This is a genomic window from Bacillus sp. FJAT-27245 (genome assembly GCF_001273955.1).
Taxonomy (GTDB): domain Bacteria; phylum Bacillota; class Bacilli; order Bacillales; family Cytobacillaceae; genus Bacillus_D.
Genome location: NZ_LIGI01000001.1, coordinates 3,205,936 through 3,218,019, shown reverse-complemented (window position 1 = coordinate 3,218,019; position 12,084 = coordinate 3,205,936). Strand labels below are relative to the sequence as shown.

General features: G+C 47.5%; 10 protein-coding genes, 3 tRNA genes and 1 other RNA gene. 6 read left to right on the top strand and 8 right to left on the bottom strand.

Annotated elements, in window-relative coordinates; genetic code table 11:
* Positions 1 to 355: 355 nt before the first annotated feature.
* Both ssrS and ADU24_RS15815 read right to left on the bottom strand, forming a co-directional pair.
* Positions 356 to 551: non-coding RNA, 6S RNA (gene ssrS, locus ADU24_RS22680), on the bottom strand.
* Between the two features lie 58 nt (positions 552 to 609).
* A complete protein-coding gene (locus ADU24_RS15815) occupies positions 610 to 1,386 on the bottom strand; it encodes a GDSL-type esterase/lipase family protein (protein ID WP_053367519.1) in 777 nt (258 codons plus the stop codon).
* Positions 1,387 to 1,798: 412 nt separating this feature from the next.
* On the opposite strand from ADU24_RS15815, the gene ADU24_RS15810 reads away from it, so the two are divergent.
* The 4 genes from ADU24_RS15810 (at position 1,799) to ADU24_RS15795 (ending at position 6,868) form a co-directional block, all read left to right on the top strand.
* The gene (locus tag ADU24_RS15810) at positions 1,799 to 2,956 is read left to right on the top strand and encodes a hypothetical protein (protein ID WP_053367518.1); all 1,158 of its coding nucleotides are present in this window, start codon (positions 1,799 to 1,801) and stop codon (positions 2,954 to 2,956) included.
* A gap of 253 nt (positions 2,957 to 3,209) precedes the next feature.
* A complete protein-coding gene (locus tag ADU24_RS15805) occupies positions 3,210 to 3,917 on the top strand; it encodes a response regulator transcription factor (protein WP_053367517.1) in 708 nt (235 codons plus the stop codon).
* On the top strand, positions 3,907 to 5,340 hold the full coding sequence (locus ADU24_RS15800) for a sensor histidine kinase (RefSeq protein WP_053367516.1): 1,434 nt from the start codon (positions 3,907 to 3,909) through the stop codon (positions 5,338 to 5,340). The genes ADU24_RS15805 and ADU24_RS15800 overlap by 11 nt, the downstream gene beginning before the upstream one ends.
* A gap of 292 nt (positions 5,341 to 5,632) precedes the next feature.
* Complete coding sequence (locus tag ADU24_RS15795; RefSeq protein WP_053367515.1) at positions 5,633 to 6,868, top strand: S1C family serine protease; 1,236 nt, start codon at positions 5,633 to 5,635, stop codon at positions 6,866 to 6,868.
* Positions 6,869 to 6,919: 51 nt separating this feature from the next.
* On the opposite strand, the gene katA is transcribed toward ADU24_RS15795, so the two are convergent.
* The 3 genes from katA to ADU24_RS15780 all read right to left on the bottom strand — a co-directional run bounded on the left by katA (position 6,920) and on the right by ADU24_RS15780 (position 10,138).
* On the bottom strand, positions 6,920 to 8,374 hold the full coding sequence (katA, locus tag ADU24_RS15790) for a catalase KatA (RefSeq protein ID WP_053367514.1): 1,455 nt from the start codon (positions 8,372 to 8,374) through the stop codon (positions 6,920 to 6,922).
* Positions 8,375 to 8,622: 248 nt separating this feature from the next.
* Positions 8,623 to 9,429, bottom strand: coding sequence for a C39 family peptidase (locus tag ADU24_RS15785; protein ID WP_053367513.1), 807 nt, complete (start codon positions 9,427 to 9,429; stop codon positions 8,623 to 8,625).
* 175 nt (positions 9,430 to 9,604) lie between these two features.
* The gene (locus tag ADU24_RS15780; RefSeq protein ID WP_053367512.1) at positions 9,605 to 10,138 is read right to left on the bottom strand and encodes a YceI family protein; all 534 of its coding nucleotides are present in this window, start codon (positions 10,136 to 10,138) and stop codon (positions 9,605 to 9,607) included.
* A gap of 266 nt (positions 10,139 to 10,404) precedes the next feature.
* Here ADU24_RS15780 and ADU24_RS15775 point away from each other — a divergent pair, with 266 nt between their 5' ends.
* The gene (locus ADU24_RS15775) at positions 10,405 to 10,845 is read left to right on the top strand and encodes a Dps family protein (protein WP_053367511.1); all 441 of its coding nucleotides are present in this window, start codon (positions 10,405 to 10,407) and stop codon (positions 10,843 to 10,845) included.
* A gap of 87 nt (positions 10,846 to 10,932) precedes the next feature.
* On the opposite strand, the gene ADU24_RS15770 is transcribed toward ADU24_RS15775, so the two are convergent.
* The 3 genes from ADU24_RS15770 to ADU24_RS15760 form a co-directional block, all read right to left on the bottom strand.
* A tRNA-Ser gene (locus ADU24_RS15770) sits at positions 10,933 to 11,020 on the bottom strand.
* Positions 11,021 to 11,030: 10 nt separating this feature from the next.
* A tRNA-Gly gene (locus ADU24_RS15765) sits at positions 11,031 to 11,104 on the bottom strand.
* Positions 11,105 to 11,182: 78 nt separating this feature from the next.
* Positions 11,183 to 11,266 (bottom strand) — tRNA-Leu (locus tag ADU24_RS15760).
* 164 nt (positions 11,267 to 11,430) lie between these two features.
* Here ADU24_RS15760 and ADU24_RS15755 point away from each other — a divergent pair.
* Complete coding sequence (locus tag ADU24_RS15755) at positions 11,431 to 12,042, top strand: hypothetical protein (protein WP_053367510.1); 612 nt, start codon at positions 11,431 to 11,433, stop codon at positions 12,040 to 12,042.
* The last annotated feature ends 42 nt before the right edge of the window (positions 12,043 to 12,084 follow it).

The following is a 12,084-nucleotide window of genomic DNA, read 5'->3' as shown; positions in this document are numbered from 1 at the left end:
GCTATCGCTTTTCCTTCGTGCGATGCCTATGCTGCCGAAGCCTTCCTTGTGTAGCTGGACAAACAGGCGCTAGCGCCGAGGAGGCTCCACAAAAGAAGCTCCTGCGCCATAGAATATTCGAGGAAGAGAATCTTCAGCTCGTCGCAAAGCTGCACGGAGCCAATTCACAGATGTTTCTCGAGAGGTTGATACAGGTAGCTGCTTCGCCCCGCGGAAAGCGTGTGCCCGGAGTGGAAATCAACAGCAAAGTTTAACAAAGAAAAACAAGGAAGACCCCGTTTTCAAAGCGCAGGGTCTTTTTTTGGAGACACCAAAAAACCGGCCCCATCCGGGAACCGGTCAAAATGTTAAAAGGGAAAAAGCCGCATTTGCCGTAGGTAATATAAGAAAGTTTTAAACCACCACTCCTCAAAGTGGGTGTCTCCAGAAGCGTTCCTGCCTGTCCCCCTTGCCGTCTAGGCGGAGGCATGTCATTCCGGCTTCGTTCAAAAACTCCCTATAACAGCTTAAAGGTTAAAACTTTATTATGAGTACGAACAACGCAGCCTTGATAGTAGTATCATACAACGTTCGCGTGAAATATTCAATGTAAATCTAATCCAGGAACCATTAAACCGAAGCCTTTTTCATGCTCGTCCTCAATTGGAAAATGATTTGCGAAGCAATCGCCTTATAGCCAAGCGAATTCGGATGCACGCCATCCGGGGAAAGATTTTGCAAATTCTTTCCGTTAATGACCTTCGACGTCTCCACGACAATCGCTGTCGGGATGTCCTTCGCCGTCCTGTAAATGTTCAAATTCCACTTTGGCAAAAGCGTATCGGCCATTCCATAATACGCCGCATCGGGATTAATCGGATTGTACAATTCAAGGAACACAATCGTTGCCTTCGGATTCATCTCCGTAATCCTCGCCGCAATGTCGGCCAAATTTTTCGAAAAGGACTCCTGAATCGAATCGAACGCCTTGAAAGCAGACTGGAAATCCGTCTTCTTCGCCGCCCTCAGGACATCATTTCCGCCAATATTCACCGTAATAATATCCGCCCGCTTAATCTCGTCGTCATATTTCCTGGAATCAACAAGCTGCTTCAACTCGCCGCTCGTCATCCCGCTGACCCCTTCATTCCGGAAATCGACTTCCTTTTGCGTCAGCCTCCCAAGCTCCTCGGAAAACTGGTAGACAAGATTCTGGTCCTGCCCAGCGCCAACCCCGCGAATAATCGAATCCCCAAGGGCAAGATGGTACAACGAATTCTTCGGATACTCCGAATAATAATCAATATACGTAGGGGAGCTCCCCTGGCTGGAAACCTCCAGCGACTGTTTCTTCAATTGGCTAATCTGATAGTGGGGATAATAAAGCCAGCCGGCAATACTTCCCACAACGATGACGGCAACCAGGAGGATATACTTCGCTATCGATCATGCTCCCCTTCCATTATTCACTTAAATTTCCTTATCCCCATTATACCAAAATATGTCTGGGTGATAATTAGGGAATCACTGGTAATTCATCGGGCAAACCTCTCTTTTAAAAGCCTTTTTTTTGAAAAATTGGCCACCCGGGCCGCTGGTTTCGGGAGCCCTATTGCTTACGCCGTCACCTAATTTTCCCCAGTACTGGAGTACGAAAGAAACACCAGCTTCCCTGCCTGCTGGGAAAGATTTGCACGTTTTTGTGAAAAAAGTAGCAACTTTTGTCGAATAAAGGGCCACATAATGGCCAAGATAGATAATTTGTATCTAGAATTCGGACCGATTGTATGCCAAAATAACAGAGTAAGGAGGGGGAGTTTTGAACAGAAAGATAGTTTCGGTTATGGTCGCAGTGCTTGTTTTGGCGATAACAGCCGGTGGTTATGCGGTGTATGGAGCGAATAAAGACAAAAAAGCTGAAGATTCGGTAGAGGAGGCCAAAGCCTCTGCAGCCGACCTATATAAGGAAATGAAAAAATACATCAACGCCGGCGAAGAAACCGGTGAGTTTAAAAAAATTGATGGAGACAAAATTTTAACCGTAGAAGCAAAGGCAGCGATTGCGAAAGCCGATCTTGAACATGCATCGGAAGACGCGAAAAAGAAGCTTGGCAAAGTGTTGAAAGAAACAGTGGAACCGAAAATTCAGGAAATCCAGGAATACAATAAAGGCGCTGATATAGCCGCACCGCTCTATGTGCGGATTAAAGAGGCGGAAAAGCTTGCAGCAGAAAATCCGCTCGCGCCCGAGCTTCTATCGGAATTGCCGCAGCTGAAGGAAGACACGATAGAGGAGAACAGCAAGTTCAAAAGCCTTGAGGCACCTTATTCCTCCCTTTTCGCGGACAGATACGTACAGAGAGTTGAGAAGCTCGAGGGAATCATCAATATGTTCACTACAGCCGAACAGACTGTCCAGGCGGTAGTCGATATGTCTGTAGATGAAAAGACAGGCAGGGCAGCGTTTGACAAAAAAGTCGACGAAGCGAAAAAAATGATTGACGACCTCACGAATGAAACAGCTAGGGAAGAATTGACCGAGGAGCTCGAAAAAGCCGCGACTGCGTACTACACGGCAGCTGCGGAGCGGGAAGAACTGGCCAGGAAAAAGGCCGAGGAAGAAGCAAAAACGTTTACCTCCGGTGACGGGACCGTCTTTGAACTCGGGGAAGGGCCAGATTTCGAGCCGGAAGCTTCGGTGGCCAAACAGCATGGCGGAAGGCTTTACTACATTCCTCATTCCGATGTGGGAATCATCGTCAAGGACAAAGCAAAGATCCTGTCAATGAGCACGGGCTCAATCGGTACGACAACCGGGCAAGCGAAGCTCCTGGCCGATTTGCTCTCGGCGAAGGGGTACAAAATCTCGTACGAAACGATAAAGGCAGTTGTCGATACAGGCACGCCTTTCGAAGATAAAAACGAGTTTATCCGTGTTTACAAACAAGGAAACCAGCTATACGCGAATATGTGGTAACCATTTGCAGCATCCAGGATTCAATGCCTGGGTGCTTTTCTTTTCCAAAAACACGCGGATTGCCAATCTTTCAGAAAAATCCCCCTGCACAGGTGGATAAGTGCATACTAACACGGTAGCAACGCCTCAACAGTATGAACAAACTGTTTCCAAACCGTGAAGATTTCTGTAAAATTACGCATACAAGTTGATTCCGGGCCCAAGAAGATTTACTTTTGTACTAACGGATGTCCGCTTCTGGAGGTGAAGGAGTATGAGGATTCTTGTAATAGAAGACAATGAAAGCGTTTGTGAAATGATAGGAATGTTCTTTTTAAAAGAAAGCATTGAAGGCGAGTTCGTCCACAATGGACTGGATGGCTATAACCGCTACAAAGAAGGCGGATGGGATTTGCTGATTGTCGACTGGATGCTTCCCGGCATGGATGGCGTCACCCTTTGCCGGAAAATCAGGCAGGAAAAGAGCGAAATTCCGATTATTATGCTGACTGCGAAAGACAGCGAATCGGACCAGGTGCTGGGCCTTGAAATGGGCGCTGACGACTATGTGACAAAACCGTTCAGCCCGCTCGCCCTGATGGCGAGGATCAAGGCAGTTGCCCGGAGGTACCAGAAGGCGGGCGACGCGGGGGCGGAACCGGGGCACATTATTTCAACAAAGCATTTCCGAATAAATAAGGATACAAGGGAAGTGCTGCTTGACGGGACGGCGATTACAAACCTGACGCCGAAGGAATTCGATCTTCTTTCGCATCTTGCGTCCAACCCGAGGCAGGTCTTTACGAGGGAACAGTTGCTTGAACGGGTTTGGGGCTATCAGTTTTACGGGGACGAGCGGACGGTCGATGTCCATATTAAACGGCTTCGGAAAAAAGTTGGCACGGCCGCACAGCCATTTTTCCATACCGTGTGGGGAGTCGGCTACAAGTTTGATGAGACGGTGGAGGCCCATGAGGATTAAGTATTTTTACCAGCAGCTGTTCAGCCATATCGGGGTGCTGGTCGTTGCCTTCCTCGTCCTGAGCCTGCTGTTTACCCATTACGTCGAGAACCTTGTGTATCAGAGCAAGACCGACGAACTCGTGGAATACGGGCAAAATATTTTGTCAGACCTCGAATGGAGCAGCGCCAACCCAAGGGAGGCCGACTCGGTCATTAACCAATACGCGCGGGTGCTGTTTGGCCGCGATATCCAGTTCAGCGTTTTCCGTGTGGATGGGACGACGGTTACACTGTTGAACCCGATTGCCTGGAGGGGCCCGGCCATCGCATTGACGAGGTCGGACTGGAATAAGCTGCACGCCGGCGAGCCGGTTGTCATTAAATCGGATTTGGAGCGCTACAACCAGAACGTTTCAATTGTGACGATTCCCTATAATGTTCGCGGGGAATTCGTTGGCGGCGTCCTTTTGATTTCTCCGGTAAAGGGGCCGCGGGAAATGATCAGCGGCATCAATGAGTACTTGCTCTATACGGTCCTCATTGCGCTCGGGGTCTCTTTTTTGCTAAGCTGGATCCTTTCAAGAATCCATGTTATCCGGATCAAGCGCATCCAGAAGGCTGCTTCCGCGGTGGCGGCCGGGGATTACACTGTCCGTGTGCATTCATCCAATTTTGATGAAATCGGCGAACTGTCAACCGATTTCAACCAGATGGTCAATAAGATCAATGAGTCGATGGAGGAAATTGAAAGCCTTGAAAACAGGCGGCGGCAGTTTATGGCGGATGTTTCGCATGAAATGCGCACCCCGCTTACGACAATAAGCGGCATTATCGAGGGCCTTCGCAGCGGCATGATACCCGAAGCCGAGAAGGAAAAGGGCATCGACCTCGTCAGCAAGGAATCAAAGCGCCTCATCCGGCTCGTGAACGAAAACCTCGATTACGAGAAAATCCGTTCGAACCAGGTCGTCCTTTCAAGGGAGGATATCCAGCTGTCCGAGGTTTTTGAAATAATCAAGGAGCAGCTCGACTTGCAGGCTGAAGAACGCGGAAATGAAATTGCTGTCCATGTAAGTGATGAGACAATGATTTGGGCGGATTATGACAGGCTCCTGCAAATTCTAATCAACATTACGAAAAATAGCATCCAATTCACCGAGAATGGCCTGATCACCCTAACAGGCTATATGGAAGGCGGGGCGACCGTTATTGAAATTTCCGATACCGGCATCGGCATCGATCCGGAGGAAGTCGAAAAGATTTGGCGGCGCTTTTACAAAGCTGATCTTTCCCGGACGAGCAATCCGTACGGCGCATTTGGCCTCGGCCTATCTATTGTAAAACAGCTCGTCCAGCTCCATGACGGGGAAATCAGTGTTACCAGTGAAAAAGGGGCAGGAACGAAATTCATAATCAAAATCCCATATGTGAAAGAAGTTTAAAGCCGCGTGGAAGATTTACGCGGCTTTTTTGAATGAATGGATATAGCTGTCCAAAAATGGCAGGATTCGGACAGCAATCCGCGTTTCAAACGGCCGCGTGTCCGAATCAGGCTGCTCAGAGCTTCGATGCAACAAGTTTCAACCTGCACTCCTGTAGAAAACTCCTTCAAATAATAAAATTCCTGTATTTTCCCATATTTTTAAAAGCCTTGCCTCAGTTTGTTCATATTTTGTTCATCTTTTCCGGATAAGATAGTAACAGATAAAAGGAATATACTAGGAGGTTAGCACAATGAGTGATTTTTACCAGGACTATCCGCAAATCCAGCCGCAGCCGGGACCTGAGAAAAAGCCGTCCAAATCCGGAAAAATGAAAAGCTTTCTATCTACCATTAGCGCTGGTGTCATTGGTTCCGCCCTGACCCTAGCGGCAGTCAATTATACAGATATCGGTTCAAACTTGGGGCTTGATAACCAAGCTCCAACACAGGCGGAAAACTCCGGCAGCCCTACCGCCAATCTCGTTCCCGCTTCAACCGCTTCGCGTGCTGCAACAGGATCGGTCGCCGATATGGTTGAAAAAGCATCCAAAGCAATCGTTGGCATTGTCAATTTCCAGCCGCAAAACAATCCTTTCAATGATGCCCAGGGTATTGTCGAGCGCGGATCGGGTTCAGGCGTCATTTTTAAAAAGGATGGGAACACCGCTTATATCGTCACAAATAACCACGTAATTGAAGATGCAGAAAAACTGGAAGTCTCATTCTATGACGGAGAGAAGGCAACAGCCAAGGTTGTTGGCGCCGATGCCCTGACAGACCTCGCCGTTATAAAAGTCGATGCCAAGTATGTTGACCAAACCCTTGAGTTCGCAGACTCTTCCACCCTGCGTCCAGGGGATGAAGTGTTTGCCATCGGGAACCCTCTCGGGCAGGACCTCTCACGGACCGTCACACGGGGAATTGTCAGCGCGATTAACCGCAGCATTGATGTAAACACATCGGCTGGCGAATGGAAGCTTGACGTCATTCAGACAGACGCGGCCATCAACCCTGGCAACTCTGGCGGCGCGTTGATTAATACAGCCGGGCAATTAGTCGGCATTAATTCTTTGAAAATCTCTGAAAGCGGCGTGGAAGGGCTTGGATTCGCGATTCCGAGCAATAATGTTGTTCCCATTGTTAACGAAATGATTAAAAACGGCAAAGTCGAACGGCCGTATCTTGGCGTAAGCCTTGCCGACTTTGAGGAAATCCATCCTGCCTTCCTGCAGGACCTGCCTAAAGGGGTCGATTCCGGAACAATGGTCACCTTCGTCCAGCCAGGTTCCGGGGCCGACAAAGCGGGCCTTCAAAAACAGGATGTCATCGTTGCCATCAACGGCAAAAAGGTAGAGAATTCAGCGGATTTGAGGCGCTTCATGTACTCTGGCGCCAAACCCGGCGACAAAGTGAAGCTGAAAATTTATCGGAATGGCAAAGAGCGAACTGTCGAAGTGACAGTGACAGGAAACAGCATGACGAGCTAAACAAAAAAAGGAAACGGGCTTTTATTAGGCACGTTTCCTTTTCGTTATTCTTTAGGCTTCTACTGGCAGTGGCAGGCCAAGCCCTTCGGCGACACGGGTTCCATATTCCTTGTCTGCTTTCAGGAAATGGCCAATTTGGCGCAATTTAATGTCATCGCGCTCAACCGGCTTCATCGCCGCGACAATGTTTGCCACAAGCCGGGCTCTTTCTTCCTCGCTCATGAGCCGGTACAGGTCGCCCGCCTGTGTATAATGGTCATCGTGGTCGTAGGCGGTGCTTGATGCGGATCCCGAAACTTCAAATGGGGCAATCTTATTCTCCGGTGTCTCTTTTGGACCGCTAAAGCTGTTTGGCTCATAATAGACCGATCCGCCGCCATTGTTATCGAACCTCATTTGCCCGTCGCGCTGGTAGTGATTCACTTCGGAGCGCGGGCGGTTGATTGGCAGCAGGTTGTGGTTTGTGCCGACACGGTAGCGGTGGGCGTCCGAATAGGCGAATAGACGGCCCTGCAGCATTTTATCAGGCGAGGCTTCTATGCCCGGGACAAAGTTCCCCGGGGAGAACGTCGCCTGTTCTACTTCGGCAAAATAGTTTTCCGGATTTTTGTTCAGAACCATCCGGCCGACTTCCTGAAGAGGATAATCCTTTTGCGACCAAACCTTTGTAACGTCGAACGGATCCCAGCGGTATGTATCCGCATCCGCCAGCGGCATAATTTGCACATAGAGCCTCCAAGCCGGATAATCGCCCTTCTCAATCGCATTATGCAAATCTTCAATGTGATAATCGGGATTGGCACCGGCAATTTCAGCGGCGGTTTCAGCCGCGAGGTTTGCGATTCCCTGTTCTGTTTTAAAGTGGTATTTCACCCAATAGGCTTCCCCGGCGTCGTTCACCCATTTGAACGTATGGCTCCCAAAACCATGCATATGGCGGAAGGTGGCCGGTATGCCGCGGTCGGAGAACAGGATCGTTACTTGATGGAGAGACTCCGGCGAGAGCGACCAGAAATCCCAAACCGCATTCGGGTTCTTAAGATGCGTTTTCGGATCACGCTTCTGGGTGTGGATGAAGTCAGGGAACTTAATCGCGTCACGGATGAAAAACACGGGTGTGTTGTTTCCAACGAGGTCGTAGTTTCCTTCTTCGGTATAGAATTTTACAGCGAAGCCGCGCGGATCGCGGACCGTGTCTGCTGACCCAAGCTCACCGGCCACCGTTGAGAAACGGATGAACATTGGCGTGCGTTTGCCTACCCCCGATAGAAACTTGGCTTTTGTAAATTTGCTCACATCTTTTGTTACTTCGAAATAGCCATGTGCTCCCGCGCCTTTTGCATGGACGACCCGTTCAGGAACCCGCTCCCGGTTAAAATGCGCCAACTTTTCAAGTAAATGGACGTCCTGGATGAGGGTCGGGCCGCGCTGCCCGGCAGTGATGGAATTTTGGTTGTCGCTCACAGGCGCGCCCCAGCTCGTCGTAAGCTTTTTTTGATTTTCCATGATTTAGCCTCCTTTAACATTATTAACATAGTGTAAAAAGTATCAAGTGATAGTGATTATAAATTTATAATAATTATAATCTAGCAAAGGATGAAAAGTCAAACTTTTGCAAACTCTATAAAAAGGTATATGGCCAGGCAGTGAAGGATATGACTGGTTTTGCAGTAATGCGTTGCTCCTCAATAGAATATAAAAAAACAGCAGGCCTTATAGCCAGCTGTTTAGTCTTAAAACATCTACTTTTATCTTTAATCATTAATCACGACTGCCTGGCTCCCCAGTTGTTCCCAAGCCTCTTTAAACTTGCTCCTGTCAGCCTTCCTGTCCTTCGTGCCGTAAGGATCATTGAAGTAAATATAGTTCTCGTCAAAACCCGTCAACGCGACACTGTGCATTTTAAACGTAATCTTTACCTGGCCTTCGGGAGTATCCCATGTTTGAAAATTAGCTTCATCAAGGGGTGCGTAAAGCGTATTGATAATGACCCAGACAGGCGAGCCACCGGCAAGCTTTTCAATTACCGTATCGAACGGTTTTCCGGTTAGGTCTTCAGCCCGCGTACCGGCATACTCCCTGGCCAGTTCGAAAATCGGGCCATGGTACACTCCAAGGCCGGGTCCGACCTCCATATTGCCGACAAAACCTGCATAAGGATTCCCGTATTGCCCGTTTTCATATCGGAAAGGAACCCGTTTCACCTTTTTCGCCAAATCGCCTTTCGAAACATCGATTCCTTTATAATCCAGGATCATCGCAAGACTGGTCACCTCGCACCCATTGTACAGCCTTGGGGCGGTCATTTGGTTTAACAGCGGCACATCCAGGTTGATTTTTTCAACTGGCTTTGGCTGTTCGGGAATTTCCTTTTTGTTAAATTTTCGCCGCACTTTCGTAGCATCCACATTTGTCCGTATGGCAGTTTCTTTTTTAAAAAAAGATAATGCTTTCTCTGTTTTTGAAAAAATTGAAGCCTTCTCTTGGTCCGGAAGATAAAAATATCCCGCCAGCGATACGATGAAGATCGCCACGATTCCGTAACCAATCATTTTTTTCATAAGACAATCCTCCAACCGAACTCCCTAATCATTTTGCTCTATATCTCTGTTAATACTCATACTCTAAAGTTTAGCAAAATTTAAAGAATAATCCACTGTATGTACTTCAAAATGGGCTTAAAGGCCCAGAAAGCGAACATAAAAAAACGCACGGACATCTGCCCGTGCGCCTGCGTTATTCTGCTTTTGAAGCCTGGATTTCAAATGTGATTTTAATTTTATCGCCAACTAGCACGCCGCCAGTTTCAAGTGCGGCATTCCAGGTAAGGCCATAGTCAGAGCGGTTAATGCTTCCGGAACCGCTGAAACCGACTTTTTCGTTGCCCCATGGATCTTTTCCGGAACCCTCGTAAACAACTGCGAAAGTTTCAGGGCGTGTCACCCCACGGATTGTAAGGTCGCCTGTCACATCGTATTCGCCTTCATCCGTTTTCACGATGTTTGTGGATATAAAGGTGATTTTCGGAGAGTTTTCCACATCGAAGAAATCAGCGGAACGAAGGTGGTTGTCACGGTCTTCATTCCTCGTGTCAATGCTTGCCGCATCAATTGTGAAAGAAATATCCGCATTTGTCAGATCGTTTGGATCTGCTTCGATGGAAGCATCAAACGTTTGGAAGCTGCCTTTCACATTTGCAATCATCATATGCCTTACAGAAAAGTCAACGCCACTGTGAACCGGATCAATTGCCCATTTTGTTTTTGCCATTTTATTTTCCTCCTAAAAGTGTATTGGTTTAAAGTATTTTTAATTTGAGATAACTAATTTCAAAACTTATTATATAAAGGGACTACATGTTTTGTCAAATGAATTTTTTCACTTTTAAAAAATCACTAAAGGACTGGATGATTTGTCCTTGTTAGGATTGAAAGTGTGGAAGGAGGGTAAACTGAAATGGGCTTTGTCCGCTGCGTTTTGCCTAAACAAGCCGAACATGCGGGCAAGTGGGAATAATAAAGCAGGGAGGAACAATCATGAGTAAAGAGTTAACAAACATCGTAAATAAACAGGTAGCCAACTGGAGTGTCCTGTTCATCAAGCTTCACAATTACCACTGGTACGTAACCGGACCGGAATTTTTCACGCTCCATGCAAAATTCGAGGAGCTTTATAACGAAGCCGCAACGCATATTGATGAGCTTGCCGAGCGGCTGCTTGCTTTGGGAGATAAACCTGTTGCGACAATGAAGGATTGCCTTGAACTGGCATCCGTCAAGGAAGCGGATGGAGGGGAAAGCGCAAACGAAATGGTCGGCTCAATTGTGAACGATTTTACTACATTGATCGGCGAATTGAAGGAAGGAATGGAGCTTGCGTCAGAAACAGGGGACGAAACAACCGGCGACATGCTGCTGGCCATCCATGCAAGCCTTGAAAAACATGTGTGGATGCTGAACTCTTTCCTTGGGAAATAAGCAATTAATAAAAAACAGGACTGGCCAAAGAGTCAGTCCTGTTTTTGGGTAAAAAAAAAGGCACCTGCAAAAACAGGCGCCGGTTAGAGGAGAAGATGAGATTCGAACTCACGCGACGGTCGCCCGCCCTAGCGCATTTCGAGTGCGCCCCCTTGAACCACTTGGGTACTTCTCCATAAAGTTGTTGGAGCGGGTGAGGGGAATCGAACCCCCGCTGTCAGCTTGGGAAGCTGGAGTTCTGCCATTAAACTACACCCGCAGGCAGAAATTTTTCATGGCCGGGGAGACAGGATTTAAACCTGCGACCTATGCCACCAAATTTTTAAAGAGGAAAAAATGCGGATGAGAGGACTTGAACCTCCACGGGGTTGCCCCCACTAGAACCTGAATCTAGCGCGTCTGCCGATTCCGCCACACCCGCGTATTTAAGAAAAACAGCATAAATAATATACCATAATAATAGTGAGTTTTAAAGAGGAAATATCTCCTAATCAAGAAAAATTTCATTGTCGCTAAAAGCTTTTCCAAATCGGGGAAAGAGTAATAAAATGGAATAAAGCGCCGATTGAAAGGTGGGGTCAAGCGATGCCGAAATGTAGGATGGTTTTCCTCTTATTCATTTTTGTCTTTGGGTTTGGACTTGCGGTTAACGCAACAAGCTGGGTAATGCTCAAGCCGGAAGAAGTAGTTAGCAGGGCGGAAAGTGTTGTTGTTGGCAAATATGATTTTTCAAGCGAACCGGTTAAAGGGGAGCACCAAATTTTTCAAGGGTATGATTTTGATGTACAAGAGATTTATAAAGGCCCGAACATTGCTACACCATTAAAGGTTGGCCTGGATATGTATGATTTTGGATGGGTCAAGGAATTTCAGCAGCAGGGTGGAACATTCCTGCTTTTCCTCGAGAATGCGGGAGACGAGTTTATGGTTCCAGTTGGCGGGCCTAATGGAATGATCCAATTGAAAAATGGAAAAGTTCATATTGAGGATCAAGATAGACGACTGTTTTTTGAGAAGTATGTAAAAGAGCATGAAAAGGCCGCATCAAATGTGGAGAGTGGGTTTTCCACCAAATCTGCTTCGGAGCGGGATTTAAAAGATACCCCTGGCTTGAAGCGGTATTTGGTCCCAATTGCTTTATTTGTGCTTGCCGGCGCCATTATACTTTTTGGAATGAAAAAAATACGCGCCAAATAGGCAGCCAGCTGTTTTTTAGCACTAAAGATTTGGTTAAACTTT

Coding starts and splice junctions, on each gene's coding strand:
- ADU24_RS15805 (WP_053367517.1), top strand. CDS start 3,210: ATGAGGATTCTTGTAATAGAAGACAATGAAAGCGTTTGTGAAATGATA.
- ADU24_RS15800 (WP_053367516.1), top strand. CDS start 3,907: ATGAGGATTAAGTATTTTTACCAGCAGCTGTTCAGCCATATCGGGGTG.
- ADU24_RS15795 (WP_053367515.1), top strand. CDS start 5,633: ATGAGTGATTTTTACCAGGACTATCCGCAAATCCAGCCGCAGCCGGGA.
- katA (WP_053367514.1), bottom strand. CDS start 8,374: ATGGAAAATCAAAAAAAGCTTACGACGAGCTGGGGCGCGCCTGTGAGC.
- ADU24_RS15785 (WP_053367513.1), bottom strand. CDS start 9,429: ATGAAAAAAATGATTGGTTACGGAATCGTGGCGATCTTCATCGTATCG.
- ADU24_RS15780 (WP_053367512.1), bottom strand. CDS start 10,138: ATGGCAAAAACAAAATGGGCAATTGATCCGGTTCACAGTGGCGTTGAC.
- ADU24_RS15775 (WP_053367511.1), top strand. CDS start 10,405: ATGAGTAAAGAGTTAACAAACATCGTAAATAAACAGGTAGCCAACTGG.
- ADU24_RS15755 (WP_053367510.1), top strand. CDS start 11,431: ATGCCGAAATGTAGGATGGTTTTCCTCTTATTCATTTTTGTCTTTGGG.